The organism is Streptomyces sp. NPDC050610 (assembly GCF_040654875.1).
Lineage (GTDB): Bacteria > Actinomycetota > Actinomycetes > Streptomycetales > Streptomycetaceae > Streptomyces.
In genome coordinates this window covers 1-22,011 of record NZ_JBFAIV010000013.1, presented here as the reverse complement: position 1 = coordinate 22,011, position 22,011 = coordinate 1, and the positions used below count along the sequence as shown (strand labels likewise).

The following is a 22,011-nucleotide window of genomic DNA, read 5'->3' as shown; positions in this document are numbered from 1 at the left end:
AGGCGGCTGGGCGCACCCGCCCGGCCCGCGTACGGTATGTGCAGATTTCCGAAGAGAAGGGCTGGCCGATCATGGCGCAGGAAGTACGCGGAGTCATCGCACCCGGCAAGAACCAACCGGTCCGGGTGGAGACGATCGTGGTACCGGACCCGGGGCCGGGCGAGGCCGTGGTGCGGGTGCAGGCGTGCGGCGTGTGCCACACCGACCTGCACTACAAGCAGGGCGGCATCAACGACGAATTCCCCTTCCTCCTCGGACACGAGGCGGCCGGCGTCGTGGAGTCCGTGGGGGAGGGCGCCGGCGACCTCGCCCCCGGTGACTTCGTCGTCCTCAACTGGCGCGCCGTGTGCGGCGAGTGCCGCGCCTGCCGCCGGGGCCGTCCCCAGTACTGCTTCGACACCCACAACGCCAAGCAGAAGATGACGCTCAAGGACGGCACCGAGCTGTCCCCGGCGCTCGGCATCGGCGCGTTCGCGGAGAAGACCCTGGTCGCCGCCGGGCAGTGCACCAAGGTCGACCCGAGCGTCTCTCCGGCCGTCGCCGGGCTGCTCGGCTGCGGCGTCATGGCCGGCATCGGCGCCGCCATCAACACCGGCGCCGTCGGCCGGGGCGACTCGGTCGCCGTCATCGGCTGCGGCGGCGTCGGGGACGCCGCCATCGCCGGCGCCCGGCTCGCCGGGGCCGCCCGCATCATCGCCGTCGACATCGACGACCGGAAGCTGGAGACCGCGAAGTCGATGGGCGCCACCCACGCCGTCAACTCCAAGTCCACCGACCCCGTCGCCGCGATCCGCGAGCTGACCGGCGGCTTCGGCGCGGACGTCGTCATCGACGCGGTCGGCCGCCCCGAGACGTACGAGCAGGCCTTCTACGCCCGTGACCTCGCGGGCACCGTCGTCCTGGTGGGCGTCCCGACGCCCGACATGAAGCTGGAACTGCCGCTCCTCGACGTCTTCGGGCGCGGCGGCGCGCTCAAGTCCTCCTGGTACGGCGACTGCCTGCCCTCCCGCGACTTCCCGATGCTCATCGACCTGCACCAGCAGGGGCGGCTCGACCTCGGCGCGTTCGTCACGGAGACGATCGGGCTCGGGGACGTGGAGAAGGCGTTCGAGCGGATGCACCAGGGCGACGTGCTGCGTTCGGTGGTGGTCTTCTGATGGCGGCCGAGCCCAAGCCCCATTCCGAGCCCAAGCCCCATTCCGAGGCCACGTCCGAGACTGTGCCCCGCGTCCGCGTCGACCACCTCGTCACTTCCGGCACGTTCTCGCTCGACGGCGGCACCTGGGACGTCGACAACAACGTGTGGATCGTCGGCGACGACCACGAGGCGATCGTCATCGACGCCGCCCACGACGCCGACGCCATCGCCGACGCGCTGGGCGGCCGTACGCTCCGCGCGATCGTCTGCACCCACGCGCACAACGACCACATCGACGCGGCCCCCGCCCTCGCGGACCGCACGGGCGCGCCGATCCTGCTGCACGCCGACGACCTGCCGCTGTGGCAGCAGACCCATCCGGACCGCTCCCCGGACGACTGGCTCACGGACGGCCAGACCCTGACGGTCGCGGGCGTCGGGCTGACCGTGCTGCACACCCCCGGTCACGCGCCCGGCGCGGTCTGCCTTTACGCGCCCGCGCTGAGCACCGTCTTCACCGGCGACACGCTGTTCAACGGCGGACCGGGCGCCACGGGCCGGTCCTTCTCCAGCTTCCCGACGATCGTCGAGTCGATCCGGGAGCGGCTGCTGACGCTGCCCGCGGAGACCGTCGTCCGCACCGGGCACGGCGAGACGACGTCGGTCGGCGCCGAGGCCCCGCACCTGGCGGAGTGGGTGGCCCGGGGGCACTGACCCCGGGCGGGAGCGGGGGAGGGGCCACCCGGACCGCCCCTCCCCCGCTCAAGTCGTGGACGCCCGTTCCAGAATGCGGGCGGCCACCGCCGGGGAGTCGACCAGCGGATGCAGGGCCAGGGCGCGCAGCGCCGCGTCCCGGTCCTTGTAGACCGCCGCCTCGATCGACGCCCGTTCCACCGCCTTGAGCTGGAGCATCAGCCCGAGCTGGTCCTCCCGCAGCGGCGCGCACGGCAGCGGGCGCGCGCCGCCCTCGCCGACCTCGCACACCGTCTCGATCACGGCGTCCGGCGCCAGCTGCGGAACGGTCGTGCCGTTGGGGACATTGAGAATGAGACGGGCGTGCTCGTTCCGCGAGATGGCCCGCATCAGCGCCAGCGCCACCTGGTCGTAGCCGCCGCCGTCCAGGTCGCAGGAGTCGCGCTCCCAGCCCCCGCTCGCCGCCCGGCTCTCGGACATGTACGTCTCCTCGCGCTGGAGCCGGGTCCGCTCCCACAGCTCGTACGCCTGCTCCGGCCGCCGGTCCGCGGCCTCGGCGAAGAACGCGCCCTGCTGCCCGTCCAGGAACTCGCCGCGGGTCTTGACCGATTCGGTCACCGAACGCAGCGTCTCGCGGCGGAAGTAGTAGTAGTGCAGATACTCGTTGGGGAGCGCGCCGAGCGCCTTGAGCCAGTCGGCCCCGAAGAGCTTGCCCTCCTCGAAGGCGCCGAGCGCGGCGGCGTCGGAGAGCAGATCCGGCAGCAGGTCGCGGCCCTCGAACCGCAGGGACCGCAGCCAGCCCAGGTGGTTGAGGCCCACGTAGTCGTAGCTGACCGCGTTCGGGTCCACGCCGAGGGCGCGGGAGGCCCGCCGCACCAGGCCGACCGGCGAGTCGCAGATGCCGATGACCCGCTCGCCCAGTACGGCCGTCATGGCCTCGGTGACCATGCCGGCCGGGTTGGTGAAGTTGATCAGCCACGCGTCGGGCGCCACGGCCGCGGCCCGTTCCGCGATCTCCAGGGCGACCAGGATCGTACGCAGCCCGTACAGCACGCCGCCCGCGCCGACGGTCTCCTGCCCCAACACGCCCTCGGAGAGCGGGATGCGCTCGTCCCGCACGCGGCCCGCGGTACCACCCACCCGGATCGCCGAGAAGATGAAGTCCGCGCCGCGCAGCGCGTCGTCGAGCGTGCCGGCGATGCGCACGGCGGGCGCGCCGGGCACGTCCGCGGACTGCGCCGCCAGTACGGACTCGATGACGCGCAGCCGCTCGGAGTCCGTGTCGTACAGCACCAGTTCGGTGCAGCGGCCGGGCGCGTCGCGCCGTGCGTCGTCCAACAAGGCCCGGTGTACGAGCGGTACGCGAAAACCGCCACCGCCCAGAATCGTCAACCTCATGCCCGGAACGTACCGCAGCATCGGGCACACTGTCCGAACCCGCTCCACGGCGACCAGGCGAGGTCACCGGCAGGACCACAGGGAAGGCGGCGGGAGAGGGCGCCGCCGGGGGCGTGGGTAGGACAGCAGACAAGGCAGCGACACGGCAACCAGGACCGCAGACGTGACCGCCGGCACCCACCGCAGACGGGGCCGGCGGCACGGCCAGAACGAGACGCAGCGAGCGTCGGGGAGCGCACCGTGACATTTGGCGACGGAGACCGGCCGGCGAACGGCGCGCGGCCTCACGAGACGGGCGGCGCCGCCGCGCGGGCCGGGAGCTATCCGGTTCTCGACCCGCTGGCGGAGGTCCGTTCCGACCGCGATCCCGCGACGGACGTGTATCTCACCGGCACCGTCTTCCTCGACATCATCTTCACCGGCCTGGACTCCGCCCCCGTGCGCGGCACCGAGTCCTGGGCGCGCGGCATGGGCTCCAGCCCGGGCGGCGTCGCCAACATGGCGACCGCCCTGTCCCGGCTCGGGCTGCGGACGTCGCTGGCCGCCGCGTTCGGGGACGACATGTATGGCGAGTACTGCTGGGACGCGCTGTCCCGGGGCGAGGGCATCGACCTGGAGCAGTCGCGTACGGTGCCGGGCTGGCACTCGCCGGTGACCGTCTCCATGGCGTATGAGGGCGAGCGGACCATGGTCTCGCACGGCCACGAGGCGCCGCCGCCCGAGGAGCCCGCCCCCGTGTGCCCGCCGCCCGCGCGCGCGTGCGTCAGCCTGCTGGAACCCGGCAAGCGCGAGGAGTGGCTGGGGCACGCGGCCCGCCGGGGCAGCCGCATCTTCGCGGACGTCGGCTGGGACGACACCGGCCGCTGGGACCCGGACGACCTCGCCGACCTCCAGCACTGCGAGGCGTTCCTCCCCAACGCCGAGGAGGCCATGCGCTACACCCGCACCGACTGCCCGCGCGCCGCCGCGCGGGCGCTCGCCGACAAGGTGCCGCTGGCCGTGGTCACGCTCGGCTCGGAGGGCGCGTACGCGGCGGACGGCCGTACGGGCGAGACCGCCGAGGTGCCGGCCATCGCCGTGGAGGCGCTGGACCCGACCGGGGCCGGGGACGTCTTCGTCGCGGGCTTCGTCACCGGGACGCTCGCCGACTGGCCGCTCGCGGACCGGCTCGCCTTCGCGGGGCTGACCGCCGCCCTGTCCGTCCAGGAGTTCGGCGGGTCGCTGTCCGCGCCGGGGTGGGTGGAGATCGCCGCGTGGTGGCAGCACGTGAAGTCGTACGACGACCAGGACCCGGCGGCGCTGCGGCGCTATGCCTTCCTCGACGGGATTCTGCCGGCGGCGGCCCGGCCCTGGCCGCTGGTGCGGGCGGTGCCGACCATCGGTTTCCGCCGGCAGTGACTCGGTTCGCGCAGGCGGTGAGGGGTGCGGGGAGGCGGGGGAGGCACGGGGAAGCCCGGAGCGCCGCGGTCCCGCGGCGCTGTCCGGCGACGCCCCGCGGGCCGCGGGCGAGACGGCCCATAAAACACCTCGGCCTTGTCAGTGCACCGTCGTACCCTTGGTATCCCAAGGCTGTCGAGCACAGAAAGAGGGATGAGCAGGCCAGAGAGCCGGCCCATGACTCAGACACCTACGCAACCGCAGGCGCGTGCCCACTTCACCGTTCCGGCCAAGCACCCCATGGTCACGGTCCTGGGCTCCGGGGATTCGCTCCTGCGCGTGATCGAGAAGGCGTTCCCGTCCACGGACATTCATGTACGGGGCAATGAAGTAAGCGCTACCGGGGACCCGAAGGAAGTCGCCCTCGTGCAGCGCGTCTTCGACGAGATGATGCTGGTGCTCCGCACCGGTCAGCCGATGACGGAGGACGCAGTGGAACGGTCGATCGCCATGCTCCAGGAGAGCGCCAACGGGGACGGCCCGGCGGAGACCCCGGCCGAGGTCCTCACCCAGAACATCCTCTCCAGCCGCGGCCGCACCATCCGCCCCAAGACGCTCAACCAGAAGCGCTACGTCGACGCCATCGACAAGCACACGGTCGTCTTCGGCATCGGCCCCGCGGGCACCGGCAAGACCTACCTGGCCATGGCCAAGGCCGTGCAGGCCCTCCAGTCCAAGCAGGTCAACCGGATCATCCTGACCCGCCCGGCCGTCGAGGCGGGCGAGCGGCTCGGCTTCCTGCCCGGCACGCTCTACGAGAAGATCGACCCGTATCTGCGCCCGCTCTACGACGCGCTGCACGACATGCTCGACCCGGACTCGATCCCGCGCCTGATGGCGGCGGGCACGATCGAGGTCGCGCCGCTGGCATACATGCGGGGCCGCACCCTTAATGACGCGTTCATCATCCTGGACGAGGCGCAGAACACCAGCGCCGAGCAGATGAAGATGTTCCTCACCCGGCTCGGCTTCGACTCCAAGATCGTGATCACGGGCGACATCACCCAGATCGACCTGCCCAACGGCACGAAGAGCGGGCTGCGCCAGGTCCAGGAGATCCTGGACGGCGTCGAGGACGTGCATTTCTCGCGCCTCACCAGCACCGACGTGGTCCGCCACAAGCTGGTGGGCCGTATCGTCGACGCGTACGAGCAGTACGACAGCCGAAACGGCCTGTGACACCGCAACGGCCTGTGACACCGAAACGGCCTGTGACACCCGACGAAGGTAAAAACTGAGCACCATGGCGATCGACGTCAACAACGAATCCGGTACGGACATCGACGAGCAGGCGGTGCTGGACGTCGCCCGCTACGCCCTGGCCCGGATGCGCATCCACCCGCTCTCCGAGCTCTCGGTCATCGTCGTCGACGCCGACGCCATGGAGCAGCTGCACATCCAGTGGATGGACCTGCCCGGGCCCACCGATGTCATGTCCTTCCCGATGGACGAGCTGCGGCCGCCCGCCAAGGACGAGGAGGAGCCGCCGCAGGGGCTGCTCGGCGACATCGTGCTGTGCCCGGAGGTCGCCAAGCGGCAGGGCGAGGAGGCGCCGACCGGCCACTCCATGGACGAGGAGCTCCAGCTCCTCACCGTCCACGGCGTGCTCCACCTGCTCGGCTACGACCATGAGGAGCCGGACGAGAAGGCCGAGATGTTCGGTCTCCAGGCCGCGATCATCGACGGCTGGCGCGGCGAGCGCGGCGTCGAAGGGCCCTCCCCGGCCCCCACGTTCACGTGACCGCTCAGCTGCTGGCCGCCGCGGTCCTGCTGGTCGTCGTCGCCTGGCTCGCCGCCTGCGCGGAGGCCGGCCTGGCCCGTACGACGCGGTTCCGCGCCGAGGAGGCGGTACGGTCCGGGCGGCGCGGCAGCGCGAAGCTGATGGCCGTCGCCGCCGACCCCACCCGCTATCTCAACGTGGCGCTGCTGGTGCGCGTCGCCTGCGAGATGGCGGCCGGGGTGCTGGTCACCTATGTGTTCCTGGGCGAGTTCGACCGGACCTGGGAGGCGCTCGTCCTGGCGATGGCCGTCATGGTCCTCGTCTCGTACGTAGCCGTCGGGGTCTCCCCGCGCACCATCGGCCGCCAGCACCCGGTGAACACCGCGACCGCCGCCGCGTACGTCCTGCTGCCGCTCGCCCGCGTCATGGGCCCGATCCCGCAGCTCCTCATCCTCCTCGGCAACGCGCTCACCCCCGGCAAGGGCTTCCGCAAGGGCCCCTTCGCCTCCGAGGCCGAGCTGCGGGCCATGGTGGACCTGGCGGAGAAGGAGTCGCTCATCGAGGACGACGAGCGCCGCATGGTGCACTCCGTCTTCGAACTCGGCGACACGCTGGTGCGCGAGGTGATGGTGCCGCGCACCGACCTCGTCGTCATCGAGCGCGGCAAGACCATCCGGCAGGCGCTGACGCTGGCGCTGCGCTCGGGGTTCTCGCGCATCCCGGTGACCGGCGAGAGCGAGGACGACATCGTCGGGATCGTCTACCTCAAGGACCTCGCCCGCAAGACGCACATCAGCCGGGACGCGGAGTCGGAGCTGGTCTCGACGGCGATGCGGCCGGCGGTCTTCGTGCCCGACACCAAGAACGCGGGCGATCTGCTGCGCGAGATGCAGGTGCAGCGCAATCACTGCGCTGTCGTCATCGACGAGTACGGCGGCACGGCGGGCATCGTCACGATCGAGGACATCCTGGAGGAGATCGTCGGCGAGATCACGGACGAGTACGACCGCGAACTGCCGCCGGTGGAGGACCTCGGCGACGGCACGTACCGGGTGACGGCCCGCCTCGACATCGGCGACCTCGGCGAGCTGTACGGCCTGGAGCTGGACGACGAGGACGTCGAGACGGTCGGCGGGCTGCTGGCCAAGTCGCTGGGGCGGGTCCCCATCGCGGGGGCCGCGGCGGAGGTGGACCTCAGCGAGGACGCCACCGATCCGGGGCTGCGCGCCCTGCGCCTGACGGCCGAGTCCCCCGCTGGCCGCCGCAACCGCATCGTCACGGTGCTGGTCGAGCCGGTCCGTTCGCTCCATGTCCAGGAGGCGGAGCCGGGGGCCTGAGCCCGTCGGGAGCGCAACTATGCTCGCCGTATGACGGACAACGCGCCCTTGGACCCCGAGGACCTCAAGCTCATCACGCTGGCCCGCGCCACTCGCGCCCGTAACGCGGTGCCCGAGGGCGCGGCCGTGCGCGACGAGACGGGCCGTACGTACGTGGCCGGGACCGTCGCCCTCGAATCGCTCGCGCTGAGCGCCCTCCAGACCGCCGTCGCGATGGCCGTCGCCAGCGGCGCGACGTCGCTGGAGGCCGCGGCCGTGGTCACCGCCGCCGACGCCCTGTCCGACGCGGACCGCGCGGCCGTACGGGACCTCGGCGGCCCGGCCACGCCGGTCGTGCTCGCGGGCGCGGACGGCACGCCGCGGCTGACCGTACCGGCCGGATGAGCGCCGTGAACTCGCCGTCGAAGCTCAACTGGTCGCTGACGGCGGGCTGGGGGCTCATCGTCTGCGGCACGATCCTGACCGTGAGCGTCTTCGTCGACCTGGCGCTCGGCGACGGCTTTGCCTGGTGGACGCTGGCCTGGATGTTCGTGCTGCTCCCGGAGGGCGTGCGCTATGTGGACGCCGAGCGCGGCTCGGGGCGGATCGCCGCGCGCGTCCAGTCGCTGCTGCCCTGGCGGTTCGCGGTGGCCGGGGTGATCCTCTGGGCCGGGCTGATCACGGACTGGGCGCGGGGCCGCGGCACCGACTGGCTCGTCCTCGCCGCCGCGGTCCTGGTCCTGGCGTCCATGGCCCTCACCGCCTACACGTCCGTCACCGCCCGCGTCCGACGCCGCCAGGCGCGTACCCAGGGTGCGACCGGCTGATACGGGGCCGCAGCTCCCCGTACGCGCCGGTGCACGGACAGTCGCCGCGTACGCGGAGCGGCGGCGGCCCGCCTCCCCGCCCGCCGCGCTGGTCGGCGGCGGCCGGGGGATCGGGGAGAATATCCCCTATGGATAACGCCTCATCCCCGACCCAGGCCCCCCATCGCGCGGGCTTCGCGTGCTTCGTCGGCCGTCCCAACGCGGGCAAGTCGACCCTGACCAACGCACTGGTGGGGACGAAGGTCGCGATCACCTCCAGCCGTCCGCAGACCACCCGGCACACCGTCCGCGGCATCGTGCACCGGCCCGACGCCCAGCTCGTCCTCGTCGACACCCCCGGTCTGCACAAGCCGCGCACGCTGCTCGGCGAGCGCCTCAACGACGTCGTACGGACCACCTGGGCCGAGGTCGACGTGATCGGGTTCTGCCTGCCCGCCGACCAGAAGCTCGGCCCCGGCGACCGCTTCATCGCCGCCGAACTGGCCAAGATCAAGAAGACCCCGAAGGTCGCGATCGTCACCAAGACCGACCTCGTGGAGTCCAAGACGCTCGCCGAGCAACTGCTCGCCGTCGACAAGCTCGGCCAGGAGCTCGGCATCGAGTGGGCGGAGATCATCCCGGTGTCGGCCGTGGGCGACAAGCAGGTCTCGCTCCTCTCCGACCTCCTCGTGCCGCTGCTCCCCGAGAGCCCGCCGCTCTACCCGGAGGGCGACCTCACCGACGAGCCCGAGCAGGTCATGGTCGCCGAGCTGATCCGGGAGGCCGCGCTGGAGGGCGTACGGGACGAGCTGCCGCACTCCATCGCCGTCGTGGTCGAGGAGATGCTGCCGCGCGAGGGCCGCCCCGAGAACAAGCCGCTGCTCGACATCCACGCCAATGTCTACATCGAGCGGCCCAGCCAGAAGGGCATCATCATCGGCCCCAAGGGCGCCCGCCTCAAGGACGTCGGCATGCGGTCGCGCAAGCACATCGAGGCGCTGCTCGGCACCCCGGTCTTCCTCGACCTGCATGTGAAGGTGGCCAAGGACTGGCAGCGGGACCCGAAGCAGCTGCGCAAGCTCGGCTTCTGAGCCGGGGAGCCGGGAGCCGGGGGAGCCGACCGGCCGGCCCTGCCCGGAGTCGACCGCGATCGGCCTGGGCCCCGGGAAGGCCGGACAGTTCACCGAGGCCGCCGCCGAACGCTTCGCGCCGCCGCCCGGCTTCGCCGCGTCCGTCGTGGCCGGCCCGCGGCGGCGGCCTGACCGCCGCCGCCTTCGGGCCGCGCGGCCTTCCGGTCCGCCGCGACGGCCTGCCCTTTCACCGATAGCCGGCAGCCACGCGGTGGCGTCTGTCTCTGCCCGGTACCGCGATGGTGACGGCTTGGTGCACCAGCCATTCCAGGGGGCCGCGGCGCAGCCAGGTGCGCCACAGCAGGGACGCGGTGAGTGAGACCGCGACGAAGAGAGCGAAGGACAGCACGGAACGGCTGGTCGGCCCGCCTGCGCCCACGCTGATCGGCGCGAGGTGCTGGAGCCAGAGGAAGTGACCGAAGTACCAGGTCAGAGCCATGCTGCCGAAGGCGGTCAAGGGGCGGAGCAGCCGCTGCCACAGCCGCTTGTCCAGCAGGGTGAGGAGGCCGCCGAGCAGTGCGGTGATCGTGCCGAGCATGAAGGCGCTCTCGGCGGCGCCGAATTGCTTGTCGGCAGGGCCGGGGTGGCCCATCGTGACGAGCGACTCCCAGGGCGCCTTGGGCATGCTGGGAGGCGCGGACGACGCACCCTCGGGCGCAGACGCACCCCCGGGCGCAGCCGTCGCGGCGGCCGGCGGATTCTTGTACGCGGTGACCTTGTCCATGGCGCCCAGCGGATACATCGAGACCAGCGACAGCAGGAGTGCGGCCGCGGCCGTTCCCGCGCCGGCCACCGTCATCCGTCGCCGTATCGCGGCTTTGCGCAGGTCCAGCTTGCCCAGCGCGAGCCCGAGTACCAGAAACGGAAGTGCGGAGATGGTGTCCTGGCCGACGTTTCCCAGACCGAAGACGACTTCTTGGAGGGCGGGCAGCCATGCGTCCGGCGTGATGAGCAGGACGAATCCGCCCACCGCTTCCTTCGGGACCAGGCCCGGTCCCATGCCCGGCACGAAGCCCCAACTCGCCCCCGCGTGATCGACGGCGATTTTGAGTGCCGGGCAGACCGCCGCCAGCACGCCGACGATGATCAGCAGGGTTCTGACCCGCAGCACTGACAACGGAAGCAGGAGCAGCAGCCACAGGGCGTAGTAGTGCAGGATCTGGACGTCCCATGCCCCGAGCTCGCCCAGCACCATCGCCAGTACGAACAGCATTCCCGCGCGGACCGCTACCCGCTTCCAGGCGATGACCCGCTCCCGGCCGCGGCGTACCGACGTACCACCGGTCAGCAACGCGACCGTCACCCCTGCCAGCAGGAAGAAGATCTCCCGCGAGCGGCTGCCGAGCAGCCCCTGGATCCAGGCCAGTGTGGCATCGGCGGGCTTTCCGGCCGGCGCGGGGCTCCCCCAACCGGTCAGTCCGAAATGCAGCCAGACCATGCCGAGGATCGCGAACGCACGCAGTACGTCGAGCCCTGACATGCGCCCTTTCGAGGCCGTCCGGTCCGTCGCGTCCGCACCGTGGGCGTGCGCTTCTCGTGGACCGCGCGCCTGGGCCGCTGGGCTGGCCATGAGATGTCCTGCCTTTCTTCATGGGGTGATCCGGTCATTGGCAGGACCGGGCCGCACAGGGTTGCCGGGTGTGGCTGACGGGCTCTGCCCGTTGGCGGCTTGAGGGGGTTGGCCGACGAGGCGGTGAGTGGCGCGAGTCCTGCTCGTACGGTCGTGGAGCGCCTTGAGCATCGGGCACCCGCAGACGCCGAGGGGGCCGGAGACCAGGCCGGCGGGGGGAGGGACAGGCACGGCTGGTAGGAGGTGATTCCCTGGTGCATGCCCCGCAGGCAATCACCCGCCGAGGCCGGTCAGTTGCGCGGTCATCGTCCGGTCACACAGCGGTCAAACGACGGTCGCACAGCCGGCTGCGGTGCACTGCCGGCCGACCGCCCCGTGAGAACCGGGCCGGCGCCAACCCGCCTCCGAGTGCTCAGTCCACGCCGCGAATGCGGTGCACCCCCGCCGCGCCCGCCAGGACCACCGCCGCGGCCAGGAAGTACAGCGTCCGGTAGCCGCCGAGGTGCGTGACGACGGGCGCGGCCAGGGCGGGGGCGAGGACCTGGGGCAGGGAGTTGGCGATGTTGACCACGCCGAGGTCCTTGCCGCGGTCCGCGGCGGCCGGCAGCACGTCGGTGATCAGCGCGAAGTCGACCGACGTGAACACCCCGAAGCCGACGCCCAGCAGCGCCGCCGCGACCAGCGCGCCGGGCCACGTCTGCCAGCAGGCCAGCAGCACGGCGGACCCGGCGATGAGGACGCCGGCCCAGGTCACGTACGGCTTGCGGCGGCCCGTACGGTCGGAGCGGACGCCCGCCGCGACGACCGTGGCGAGCAGCGCCGCGCTGTTGACGGCGGTGAGGATCAGCACGCCGTCCTCGGCGTCGCCCGCGTAGTGCACGACGTCCCGCAGGTAGTACAGGAGATACAGCAGGGCGATGGAGTTGCCCAGGTTGATCAGGAACCGGGTCAGCCACGCCCACGCCAGGTCCGGGTGGGCGCGCGGACTGAGCAGGAATCCGGCGGCGAACGTCCGTACGCCGAAGGGCGGGCGCAGCTCGCGGGGCAGCACCAGGTCGCGGTGGCGCAGCAGGTACGGGAGGGCGCCGAGGACGGTGAAGGCCGCGCAGGCGAGGTAGCCGGCGGAGCCGCCGCCCGCGGCCGTGGCCAGGCCCGTCCCGGCCAGGACGCCCAGGATCTGGGCGGCTCCCAGCCAGCCGCCGACCGTGCCGCGCTGCCGGTGCGGCACCCGGTCCGGGACGGCGGCGGTGAGCGCGGCGAACGCGGCGTTCAGGGCGAGCTGGACCAGGCACCAGCCCGCGATCATGACGGGGAGCGTGTCGGCGGCGGCGAGTACACCGAGCCCGGCGGCCCCGCCCAGCACACCGGCGGCGATCCAGGGCGTCCGGCGGCCGTAGCGCGAGGCCGTGCGGTCGGAGAGCGCCCCGAAGAGCGGGTTGGCGACGACCGAGACGGCCGCCCCGGCGCCGGTCACCCAGGCGAGGGCCGCCGCCTTGTGACCGGGGGCGACCTCGGCGGCCTGGAGGGCGAGCAGCACCTGGATCGGACCGAACCACCCTGCCCAGACCGCTCCGTTGGCGAGCGAGAGCGAGGCGGTCCAGCCGCGGCCGACCTCGCTCGTGGGCGCGGCGAGCGCGTCCGTCAACTGCTCGCCCGCGCGTTCGCCCGTATCGCGTCCCGCAGCCAGTGGTACGAGTCCTTGGGGGTGCGGACCAAGGTGGCGTAGTCGATGTGGACGAGGCCGAAGCGCTGTTCGTACCCCTGCGCCCACTCGAAGTTGTCCATCAGCGACCAGACGAAGTACCCCCGGACGTCGACGCCCGCCTCCACCGCCTGGTGCAGCGCCCGCAGATGGCCGTCCAGGTAGTCGATACGGTCCTGGTCGGCCATGCCGTCGTACGAACAGCCGTTCTCGGTGATGTACACGGGCGGCAGCCGGTCGCCGTAGCGGTCGCGGAAGGCGGTCAGCAGCTCGGTGAGCCCTTCGGGGACGACGGGCCAGCCGAAGGCGGTGCGCGGGCGGCCCTCGATCTCCTTGAGGGAGAAGGGGAGTTCGGCGGGGAGCGCGATGCCCGAGTAGTCGCTGCCGCCCTCGGCCGCCGGGTCGGGCGCGCCGACGAGGGTGGGCTGGTAGTAGTTGACGCCGTACCAGTCCAGCGGCTCCGCGATGGTCTTGAGGTCCTCCTCGACCGGACCGGGCATGGCGTCGGCGATCCCTTGGTCGGGATAGCGGCCGAGCAGGATCGGCTCGGCGAACAGCCGGTTCAGGAGCAGGTCGTAGAGGTCGGCGGCCTCCCGGTCGGCCGCCGCGTCCGAGGCGGCCCAGGTGGGGCCGTGCGAGTTGGCGACCCCGATGGAACGGGCCCCGCGCGCCCGCAGCGCCTGTACGGCCAGCCCGTGCCCGAGCAGCTGGTGGTGGGCGGCGGGCAGCGCGTCGAAGAGCAGCCGCCTGCCGGGGGCGTGCTCGCCCAGACCGTAGCCGAGCAGGGTGAGTTCGGCGGGCTCGTTGATGGTGATCCACATGTCCACGCGGTCCCCGAGCCGCTCGGCGACGGTGTCCGCGTACGCGGCGAAGCGGTGCGCGGTGTCCCGTACGAGCCAGCCGCCGCGCTCCTCCAGCGCCAGCGGCGTGTCCCAGTGGAAGAGGGTCGGCACGGGCCGTACGCCCGCCGCGCACAGCTCGTCGACGAGCCGGTCGTAGAAGTCCAGGCCGGCCTTGTTGACGGGGCCGCGGCCGTCGGGGTGCACGCGGGACCAGGAAAGGGAGAAGCGGTACGCGCCGACGCCGAGCCCCTTCAGCAGGGCGACGTCCTCGCGGTAGCGGTGGTAGTGGTCGCAGGCGACCGAGGCGTCGCTGCCGTCCTTGATCCGGCCGGCCTCGGCGGCGAAGGCGTCCCAGCTGGAGGGCGTCCGGCCGTCCTCGCGCGGCGCGCCCTCGATCTGGTGCGCGGAGGTGGACACGCCCCACAGGAAGTCCCGCGGGAAGCCCGGAAGCGGCCGTGGAGAAGATGCTGACACCGGTGTTGCCTCCTGCCCGATCGGAGATCGCGATCGTCCGGGGCGGGCGGACAGGTGTCAAGAGGTGAGGATGGTTCTTCTTTCCGGCCGCTCCGGCGCGGCGCTTTCTACGAGCCTTGCTCGCGCGCCGCGCTACGCGCCTTCCTTCAACACGCTCCGGATGAGCTCCCGTTGGTGATCGGTGAGGTGCGGGTCCGCGCAGTGGGCCGTGCGGCCGTCGACGGTGATCTCGTAGTGGAAACCGTCCGGCACGCCGCGCGGGGAACCGCCCGGGCACCCGCTCAGGGCCTGGTGGGCCAGGGCTTTCAAGTGATCCGCGTCGGGCCGGCCGACGGTGTCCAGCTCGGCCCGGCGCTCGATGCCGGCGAATCCGCCGGTTCGGGTGATGGCAATCCGCATGGGGCCATCCTGTACCGGATCGTCCGTCACTTCGAGGCGGAGACCCCGACCTGGGACCACGCCTTGAGAACGGCCTGAATCTCGTCGCCGTCGCCGAAGAGGGAACGGGCGCTCGCGACGGTCAGCTGGGCGAACTCCGCGAACTGGGCCTCGGTGGACAGCTCACCGCCGGTCAGCGTGGCGTACCAGATCTTCCCCGCCTTCTCCCAGGCGTTGCCGCCGAGCGCCTGCGCCAGCAGGTAGAAGGCGTGGTTGGGGATGCCGGAGTTGATGTGCACGCCGCCGTTGTCCCGCGAGGTGTTGACGTAGTCGTCCATCGTCGCGGGCTGCGGGTCCTTGCCGAGCTTGTCGTCGTCGTACGCCGTGCCCGGGGCCTTCATGGAGCGCAGCGCCTCGCCCTGCACGTCCGGGCCCAGCAGCCCCGCGCCGATGAGCCAGTCGGCCTGGGTGGCGGACTGCCCGAGCGCGTACTGCTTGATCAGCGCGCCGAAGACGTCCGAGACGGACTCGTTGAGCGCCCCCGACTGGCCCCAGTACTCCAGGTTGGCGGTGTGCTGGGTGACGCCATGGGTCAGCTCGTGGCCGATGACGTCCACGGGGATGGTGAAGTCGAGGAACAGGTCCCCGTCGCCGTCGCCGAAGACCATGCGGCTGCCGTCCCAGAAGGCGTTCTCGTACTTCTCGCCGTAGTGGACGGTGGCGTTCAGCGGCAGCCCCGAGTCGTCGATGGAGTGCCGGCCGTAGACCTTGAGGTACAGCTCGAAGGTGGCGCCGAGCCCGGCGTGGGCGCGGTTGACGCTCGCGTCCTTGGAGGGCTTGTCGCTCTCGGAGTGCACCTTCCGGCCGGGCAGCGTCTCCTCGTGCTTGGCGTCGTAGATGGTGCGCTGCGGCTTGTCGGAGGCGGCGCTCGTCGGGGCCGCCGCGGCGCGGACCGTGGTGATCCGGCGGCGGGTGCGCTGGAGGGCGTCGTGCTCGATGGTGCGCGCGGCCCGGTCGGCGCGCGTGGGGTCCTCGCCTCGTGCGAGCTTGTCGAGGACATGTGGCGGCACGATGGTGCAGAAAACCGGATTGGCTGTGGCGTCCATGCGAGGAAATGTGGCACTGGGTCATCGCGTTGTCACTGCCTGGCGTCATGATTAGTGAAATCGAGTGGTTGGCCTCCTCTTGCCCGGCGCCGGAAGGTCGCGTGTGCTGTGTCTTGTCCGGCGCCGGGGGCCGTGTGCGCTGTGTCGGGGGCCATACGCCCCGCACCCGGTGACGGATGTCCCGTCCCGCATACTGATACGGGGCCGACGGTTTCCGGACTGCTCGGTTAGGGTGCTGGGCATCATGCGTTTCGGGCTGCTTCTCCTTAGCTGCCGCGGCGAGGGCCTGTAGTCGTAGGCCGACCCCCTCCCCGCGGAGTTCGGTGTTGCGGTGAATCCACCCGTCGGCCGTCCCAGTGGACCCACGAGGAGCCCTACGCAAATGTCTGTTTCCGACAACGCCATCGGCCGTCCCACGCCGATCACCGCCGCCACGGTCAAGCAGCAGCCCTCCGGCATGCCGGCGCACCGCTACGGCCAGTACGAGGCCGTCGAGATCCCCGACCGCACCTGGCCCGACAACCGCATCACCGCCGCGCCCCGCTGGCTCTCCACGGACCTGCGGGACGGCAACCAGGCGCTGATCGACCCGATGTCCCCGGCCCGCAAGCGGGAGATGTTCGACCTGCTGGTGCGCATGGGCTACAAGGAGATCGAGGTCGGCTTCCCGTCCTCGGGCGCCACCGACTTCGACTTCGTGCGCTCGATCATCGAGGAGGGGGCGATCCCGGAGGACGTCACCATCTCCGTGCTGACGCAGGCCCGCGAGGAGCTGATCGAGCGGACCGTGCAGTCGCTGCGCGGCGCGCACCGGGCCACCGTCCACCTGTACAACGCCACCGCCCCCACCTTCCGCCGGGTCGTCTTCCGGGGCTCCCGCGAGCAGGTCAAGCAGATCGCCGTGGATGGCACCCGGCTGGTCGTGGAGTACGCCGAGAAGATCCTGGGCGACGAGACGGCGTTCGGCTACCAGTACAGCCCCGAGATCTTCACGGACACCGAGCTGGACTTCGCGCTGGAGGTCTGCGAGGGCGTCATGGACGTCTGGCAGCCCGAGGACGGCCGCGAGATCATCCTGAACCTGCCGGCCACCGTGGAGCGCTCGACGCCCTCCACGCACGCCGACCGCTTCGAGTGGATGTCGCGCAACCTGACGCGGCGCGAGCACGTATGCCTGTCCGTACACCCGCACAACGACCGGGGAACCGCCGTCGCCGCCGCCGAGCTGGCGATCATGGCCGGGGCGGACCGCATCGAGGGCTGCCTGTTCGGGCAGGGCGAGCGGACCGGCAACGTGGACCTGGTCACGCTGGGCATGAACCTCTTCTCCCAGGGCGTGGACCCGCAGATCGACTTCTCGCAGATCGACGAGGTCCGCCGCACCGCCGAGTACTGCAACCAGATGGAGATCCACCCGCGCCACCCGTACGCGGGCGACCTGGTCTACACCGCCTTCTCCGGCTCCCACCAGGACGCCATCAAGAAGGGCTTCGAGGCCATGGACACGCAGGCCGCGGAGCAGGGCAAGAGCGTCGACGAGCTGGAGTGGGCGGTCCCGTACCTGCCCATCGACCCGAAGGACGTCGGCCGCTCGTACGAGGCCGTCATCCGCGTCAACTCGCAGTCCGGCAAGGGCGGCATCGCCTACGTCCTGAAGAACGACCACAAGCTGGACCTGCCGCGCCGGATGCAGATCGAGTTCTCCCGGATCATCCAGAACATGACCGACGCCGAGGGCGGCGAGGTCACCCCGGCCGCGATCTGGACCACCTTCCAGGACGAGTACCTGCCCACCCCGGACAACAACCCCTGGGGCCGCATCACGCTGCGCGCCGCCCAGACGTCCACGACCAGCGAGGGCACCGACGCGCTGACGGTGGAGGCCGTGGTCGACGGCGCGGACACGGTGCTGACCGGCACCGGCAACGGCCCGATCTCCGCGTTCTTCGACGCGCTGGCCGGCGTCGGCGTCGACGCCCGGCTGCTGGACTACCAGGAGCACACGATGAGCGAGGGAGCCAGCGCCCAGGCCGCGTCGTACATCGAGTGCGCCATCGGCGGCCAGGTGCTCTGGGGCATCGGCATCGACCCCAACACCACCCGCGCCTCCCTGAAGGCCGTCGTCTCCGCGGTCAACCGCGCGTACCGCCGCTGACCTGCTCTTCGCCGTACGCACGCGGCGACCGCACACCGCCCCGCACCCCCCGCGCACCGGGGTGCGGGGCGGTGTGTTCGGCCCGTTGCCGTCCTCCGGGTGCGTACGAGGTGCTGACGCGGCATCATCGATGTGGCTAACATCACGTCAACGCGGCGACGGTGCCGTGGCGTTATGGAGGTGCGGCGTGATGTACACGCAAGACCGACACGAGCGGAACCGTTGTCTTGTCGGCGTACGCACCGTATGGCGCACCGTCGGCGACGGCGAGTTCTTCTGCGCCGACTGCGGGGGAGACCGCAACTACCACCGGCGCACCGGCCGGCGCCGCCTCTTCGCCTTCGGCGTCCCGCTGCTGCCGCGCGGCCCCGTCGGCCCGGTCGTCGAATGCACCGCCTGCCACTCGCGGTACTCGCTGGACGCCCTCGACCACCCCACCACCACCCGCTTCTCGGCGATGCTGCGCGACGCCGTGCACACCGTCGCGCTGGCCGTGCTCGCCGCGGGCGGCACCGAGGCCCGCGGCGTCCGCCAGGCCGCCGTCGGCACGGTGCGGGCCGCCGGGTACGCCGACTGCAGCGAGGAGCAGCTGCTCACCCTGATCGAGGCCCTCGCCGCCGATACGGGCCGGCTCCCCGGCGCGTACACCGACGACCGCGACGGCTTCGACCCCTGCGGCACCGCTCTCGCCATCGAGCTGCACGAAGCCCTGGAACCCCTCGCCCCGCACCTGGCCCCGGCCGGCCGGGAGTCGATCCTGCTCCAGGGCGCCAGGATCGCCCTGGCCGACGGCCCGTACCAGCCGGCGGAGCGGGAGGTGCTGGCCACCGTGGGGCGGGCGCTGCTGCTGCGGCCCGAGGACACGGACCGCTTGCTGGCGGCGGCCCGTACGCCGTCCTGACCGGTTCACGTAAGCAGAGGCATGAAGACGGTGTCGACGATCTCCTCGATGTCCGCTGCCGGCATCGGCCTCAGATTCATCAGCACGTCGTGCCGGAGCAGGTCGTAGGGGAGCCGCGTGATGCGCGGGGTCGGCTTGGCCCCGTCGATCTCGCCGCGCTCGACGGCACGGCGCGTCACGGACTCGATCAGCGACCACCGCTCGTCGATCAGGGACGTCCGCAGTTCGGCGGGTGTCGTCCCGGTCTCTTCGAAGAAGGCGGCGAGCTGCGCGGTCATGGCCGCGGCGAACATCGTGAACGCTCCGTTGAGCTGTTCCAGCAGCGCGACGGTGTCGTCGCGCAGGGACCCGGTATCCGGGTCGGTGAGCGTGAACTGATCGCTGGCGCGGGTGATCGCGTCGCGTACGAGCACGTCCTTGGCGGCCCAGTGACGCCCCACGACCGGCCGGCTGGTGCCGGCGCGCTGCGCGACCGCGGCGAAGGTGAACGCGGCGTAGCCGCGTTCCATCAGCTCCTCCCACGCGGCGTCGAGCAGCGCCGTCTTCAGCTCCGCGCCGTGTCTGCGACGCCGGGGGCCGGGATGATCCTCGCTTGTAAGATGCATGAGCGCATCTTACAGTGGTGGCGAAGCCTGCGGCATACGAGGCGATACGCCAATCTTGTGCCGTTTCGCAGATGCGCGAAAGGAAACACCATGAGCACTGCCCCTGTGACCGTCGACGTCCACACCATGGGCCGCACATTCGACGAGACCACCGTGGACCAGTGGGAGCTGGCGGCCGCGCGGCGCGCCCTGAAGAACCTGAAGGCCGTGGCCGGCGGCCAGATGATGATGGACCTCCTCGCCGACCGGATAGCCGTCGGCGACAGCTTCCAGAAGGAACTCATCGAGGCGTCGGCAGGGACCTACCGCGAGTCGCGCACCGAATTCACCGTGCGCGGGCTCAGCGGCACCGACCTGGCCACCTGGTTCCAGGCACAGGCCGCGACCGGCCGCTTCCAGGACAAGTCGCTGCTCCTCAACGCCCACCCCGAGCACTACGTCGAGCCCCCGACGTACACGGGCGGCATGGTCGAGACGATCGGCGGCCACCTCACCCGCTTCAAGGTGTCGGTCGCCCGCGAACTGCCGCCCCTGGTCGCCGAATACCTCGACGCGTCCTACCCGGTCACGCTGATGAACGCCCTGCTCAGCCTGGACGACGGCACCCCCTTCGCGTACTGCCTGCACCAGGCGCGCGACACCGCGACCGGCGCGGACGTCGTCGTACGCGTCATCTACCCGTCCGCCGCCCCGGACTCGATGATCGAGGGCCACTGCGAGCACCTGTCGATCGAATTCCGCAGCTGGATCCGGAACGCGGCGGCGGCGACGGGCTGATGGCCTTCAAGATGCCCTTCGAGGGGAAGAAAGCCCTGGTCACGGGCTCCAGCGCGATCGGCGGCCTGGGCCACGCGGTGGCGCGCATCCTGGCGTCGGTGGCGCGGACGTCACGATCACCGGGCGGGACTCGGCTCGCGGCGCCCAGGTCGTCGAGGACCTCGGCGGCCGTGCCCGCTTCCTGCGGGCCGACCTGAGCGAGAACGGGGACGTACAGCACCTGGCCGAGCCGGAAGGCTGCCTGACCGTAGCCCCTCGATGCTCGCCTGCGTACCAGACGCCAAAGCTCTGCCTGACCACTGGATATGGCTCAGGCAGGGCGACAGCGCACAGGTTCAGTGTGTGATCCGCGCTTGGACCAGCAGCGTGCCGATGTGCCCCGGCTCCGGGGCCTCGATCACGCTCGCTTCAACATCCATGAACCCGGTATGCAGCAGGATGCCGCGCCACATCTCGGGCGTGTAGCAGTAGCGGCGAAGGAACTGCCGGGGACCGGCGAAGCCCCCCTTGTACATGCCTTGCGGGCCGTAGCAGCCGTCAATGGCCGGGGGGTGGGCGAAGGCAAGGACTCCGCCGGGATTCAGGTGGTCGCGGATGAGCGGCAGCAGTTCCCGCGGGTCCGTGAACCATACGGCGCCGAACACGGAGTAGACCGCGTCCCACCGCTCTTCGCTCTTGGCCAGGTACTCGACTGCCTCAGTCTCGATGAACCGGGCGCCGCATCCACCCCAGCGGTCGAGCACGTTCTTCACCGCTACCGGCGACAGGTCGACCCCGGTGACGTCGACTCCTTGCCGTGCGAGATACGCAGCGTTGTCACCGCTGCCGAAGCCGACCTCAAGCACCGTCTTGGGGTCTCCCAGAACGGCTTCGGTGGGGCCGTGTTCCGGGTACTGCGTCCACCTGAACGACTGCACAGTGTCGGGCGACGGAGATCGTTTCGCTTTGCTCTCTGCGTAGGTGTTCCAAACCTCTGCTTCAACGGTCACGAGGGCGACGCTACTCGCCGTGTGTCCCTCCGGTAGCAGGAACGGCCGGCACCCCCCAGACGGGCAGTGCCGGCCGTTCGTGAAGCGCTGGTTCTCAGTGGCTGTCGGGCGCCTTCTGGTCGCACGGGCTACAGTCCGCCGAGTCCATGCTCCACAGCTCCTCGTCGACGGCGAAGCCGTTGTCGCGGAGGACGCTCGCCGTCCTGAACACGGTGCCGTCGCGCCGGCGTACAAGGTTCGGTTCGTGGTGCTTGTACTTGCCGCCGTTGTACTTCTCGCAGAACGCGAAATACGTCTTGGTGTCGAGGATCAGTGTGTGCACACCGATGTCGACGACCTTGCCGACGCCCATGTCGGTGTTCGGGTGTTCCATCGCTGTGATGAGGTAGGCGACTGCCTGCCCCATGATCCGCTCGGCCATGTCGCGCACCATGACGTGGTCCCGGAGCATGAGCGTGATCTCTCGCTCCCATACCTCCGGGTCGAGGAACGACCGCGGATCTCGTGCTTCGGCTGTCGTACCCATGCTGGTACCCCTTCCGATGGAACCGGATCTCGCGTCCCCTGGGGGAGCGGGACGCTGTTGGCAGTCGTCGGCCTCCATTGACCCGCCCTGGGCTGTCTAGCGTTGGGGCGGGGGCTTCGTGGGGCACCCTCGGCAGCGCCACCGTTCCTACCCTGCTGCCGAGGGTGCCGGCCCGTCCCAGTTCTCCGACCTCACCAGACACCGGGACGGGCGTGGACCCCTCTGCGCTGGTCCGCTCACACCTAGACGAGTCATTCCGATGTGATCAGTGGTCGTAGGCGATCAGGGATCGCAGGACCGGCTGGCCGGTCTTGTGGTTGTGCCAGATCGCGGCGGCCATCGCGAGGA

The 22,011-nt window shown here is 71.2% G+C and carries 21 protein-coding genes; 12 read left to right on the top strand and 9 right to left on the bottom strand.

All coding sequences use genetic code 11. The features are described 5' to 3' along the window. The first annotated feature begins 71 nt into the window (after window positions 1-71). Window positions 72-1,157, top strand: coding sequence for an S-(hydroxymethyl)mycothiol dehydrogenase (locus AB0I22_RS17820; protein WP_363131872.1), 1,086 nt, complete (start codon window positions 72-74; stop codon window positions 1,155-1,157). Continuing rightward, the gene (locus tag AB0I22_RS17815; protein WP_363131733.1) at window positions 1,157-1,852 is read left to right on the top strand and encodes an MBL fold metallo-hydrolase; all 696 of its coding nucleotides are present in this window, start codon (window positions 1,157-1,159) and stop codon (window positions 1,850-1,852) included. Before AB0I22_RS17820 ends, AB0I22_RS17815 begins: the two co-directional genes overlap by 1 nt. Window positions 1,853-1,900: 48 nt before the next feature. Here the strand turns inward: AB0I22_RS17815 and AB0I22_RS17810 are convergent, their stop codons facing one another. Continuing rightward, window positions 1,901-3,229 carry a 6-phospho-beta-glucosidase gene (locus AB0I22_RS17810; protein WP_363131732.1) on the bottom strand — a complete coding sequence of 443 codons (1,329 nt, stop codon included), beginning with the start codon at window positions 3,227-3,229 and terminating at the stop codon, window positions 1,901-1,903. A 339-nt stretch (window positions 3,230-3,568) separates the two neighbouring features. Between AB0I22_RS17810 and AB0I22_RS17805 the strand changes: the two genes are divergently transcribed. The 7 genes from AB0I22_RS17805 to era all read left to right on the top strand — a co-directional run bounded on the left by AB0I22_RS17805 (window position 3,569) and on the right by era (window position 9,599). Beyond that, complete coding sequence (locus AB0I22_RS17805) at window positions 3,569-4,627, top strand: PfkB family carbohydrate kinase (RefSeq protein ID WP_363131871.1); 1,059 nt, start codon at window positions 3,569-3,571, stop codon at window positions 4,625-4,627. 216 nt (window positions 4,628-4,843) lie between these two features. Continuing rightward, entirely contained in the window at window positions 4,844-5,845 is a 1,002-nt protein-coding gene (locus AB0I22_RS17800; RefSeq protein WP_363131731.1) for a PhoH family protein, read from the top strand. A gap of 64 nt (window positions 5,846-5,909) precedes the next feature. Then, on the top strand, window positions 5,910-6,407 hold the full coding sequence (gene ybeY, locus AB0I22_RS17795) for an rRNA maturation RNase YbeY (protein WP_363131730.1): 498 nt from the start codon (window positions 5,910-5,912) through the stop codon (window positions 6,405-6,407). Beyond that, a complete protein-coding gene (locus AB0I22_RS17790; protein ID WP_363131729.1) occupies window positions 6,404-7,723 on the top strand; it encodes a hemolysin family protein in 1,320 nt (439 codons plus the stop codon). The genes ybeY and AB0I22_RS17790 overlap by 4 nt, the downstream gene beginning before the upstream one ends. A gap of 30 nt (window positions 7,724-7,753) precedes the next feature. Then, window positions 7,754-8,107, top strand: a complete 354-nt coding sequence (locus AB0I22_RS17785; protein WP_363131728.1) for a cytidine deaminase — start codon at window positions 7,754-7,756, stop codon at window positions 8,105-8,107. Beyond that, window positions 8,104-8,529: a hypothetical protein gene (locus tag AB0I22_RS17780; protein ID WP_363131727.1), complete on the top strand. Its 426-nt coding sequence runs from the start codon at window positions 8,104-8,106 to the stop codon at window positions 8,527-8,529. The genes AB0I22_RS17785 and AB0I22_RS17780 overlap by 4 nt, the downstream gene beginning before the upstream one ends. A gap of 128 nt (window positions 8,530-8,657) precedes the next feature. Continuing rightward, the gene (era, locus tag AB0I22_RS17775; RefSeq protein WP_363131726.1) at window positions 8,658-9,599 is read left to right on the top strand and encodes a GTPase Era; all 942 of its coding nucleotides are present in this window, start codon (window positions 8,658-8,660) and stop codon (window positions 9,597-9,599) included. Window positions 9,600-9,825: 226 nt separating this feature from the next. Here era and AB0I22_RS17770 read toward each other — a convergent pair whose 3' ends face one another. The 5 genes from AB0I22_RS17770 to AB0I22_RS17750 all read right to left on the bottom strand — a co-directional run bounded on the left by AB0I22_RS17770 (window position 9,826) and on the right by AB0I22_RS17750 (window position 15,710). Further along, window positions 9,826-11,118 carry a DUF418 domain-containing protein gene (locus tag AB0I22_RS17770; protein WP_363131725.1) on the bottom strand — a complete coding sequence of 431 codons (1,293 nt, stop codon included), beginning with the start codon at window positions 11,116-11,118 and terminating at the stop codon, window positions 9,826-9,828. 502 nt (window positions 11,119-11,620) lie between these two features. After that, entirely contained in the window at window positions 11,621-12,853 is a 1,233-nt protein-coding gene (locus AB0I22_RS17765) for an MFS transporter (protein ID WP_363131724.1), read from the bottom strand. Beyond that, complete coding sequence (locus AB0I22_RS17760) at window positions 12,850-14,226, bottom strand: GH1 family beta-glucosidase (RefSeq protein WP_363131723.1); 1,377 nt, start codon at window positions 14,224-14,226, stop codon at window positions 12,850-12,852. Before AB0I22_RS17760 ends, AB0I22_RS17765 begins: the two co-directional genes overlap by 4 nt. A gap of 132 nt (window positions 14,227-14,358) precedes the next feature. After that, window positions 14,359-14,625, bottom strand: coding sequence for a protealysin inhibitor emfourin (locus AB0I22_RS17755; RefSeq protein WP_363131722.1), 267 nt, complete (start codon window positions 14,623-14,625; stop codon window positions 14,359-14,361). 26 nt (window positions 14,626-14,651) lie between these two features. Next, the gene (locus AB0I22_RS17750) at window positions 14,652-15,710 is read right to left on the bottom strand and encodes a M4 family metallopeptidase (protein ID WP_363131721.1); all 1,059 of its coding nucleotides are present in this window, start codon (window positions 15,708-15,710) and stop codon (window positions 14,652-14,654) included. A 382-nt stretch (window positions 15,711-16,092) separates the two neighbouring features. Here AB0I22_RS17750 and leuA point away from each other — a divergent pair, with 382 nt between their 5' ends. Both leuA and AB0I22_RS17740 read left to right on the top strand, forming a co-directional pair. After that, entirely contained in the window at window positions 16,093-17,865 is a 1,773-nt protein-coding gene (gene leuA / locus AB0I22_RS17745; RefSeq protein WP_363131720.1) for a 2-isopropylmalate synthase, read from the top strand. Between the two features lie 190 nt (window positions 17,866-18,055). After that, window positions 18,056-18,766: a TerB family tellurite resistance protein gene (locus AB0I22_RS17740; RefSeq protein WP_363131719.1), complete on the top strand. Its 711-nt coding sequence runs from the start codon at window positions 18,056-18,058 to the stop codon at window positions 18,764-18,766. Window positions 18,767-18,771: 5 nt separating this feature from the next. Here AB0I22_RS17740 and AB0I22_RS17735 read toward each other — a convergent pair whose 3' ends face one another. Continuing rightward, window positions 18,772-19,371 (bottom strand): TetR/AcrR family transcriptional regulator, encoded by a 600-nt coding sequence (locus AB0I22_RS17735; RefSeq protein WP_363131718.1) that lies wholly within the window; start codon window positions 19,369-19,371, stop codon window positions 18,772-18,774. A 90-nt stretch (window positions 19,372-19,461) separates the two neighbouring features. Between AB0I22_RS17735 and AB0I22_RS17730 the strand changes: the two genes are divergently transcribed. Next, window positions 19,462-20,148 (top strand): hypothetical protein, encoded by a 687-nt coding sequence (locus AB0I22_RS17730; RefSeq protein WP_363131717.1) that lies wholly within the window; start codon window positions 19,462-19,464, stop codon window positions 20,146-20,148. A gap of 335 nt (window positions 20,149-20,483) precedes the next feature. Here AB0I22_RS17730 and AB0I22_RS17725 read toward each other — a convergent pair whose 3' ends face one another. Together AB0I22_RS17725 and AB0I22_RS17720 are read right to left on the bottom strand one after the other, a co-directional pair. Continuing rightward, the gene (locus AB0I22_RS17725; RefSeq protein ID WP_363131716.1) at window positions 20,484-21,137 is read right to left on the bottom strand and encodes a class I SAM-dependent methyltransferase; all 654 of its coding nucleotides are present in this window, start codon (window positions 21,135-21,137) and stop codon (window positions 20,484-20,486) included. Between the two features lie 94 nt (window positions 21,138-21,231). Continuing rightward, window positions 21,232-21,663, bottom strand: coding sequence for a hypothetical protein (locus AB0I22_RS17720; protein WP_363131715.1), 432 nt, complete (start codon window positions 21,661-21,663; stop codon window positions 21,232-21,234). Window positions 21,664-22,011 lie beyond the last annotated feature (348 nt).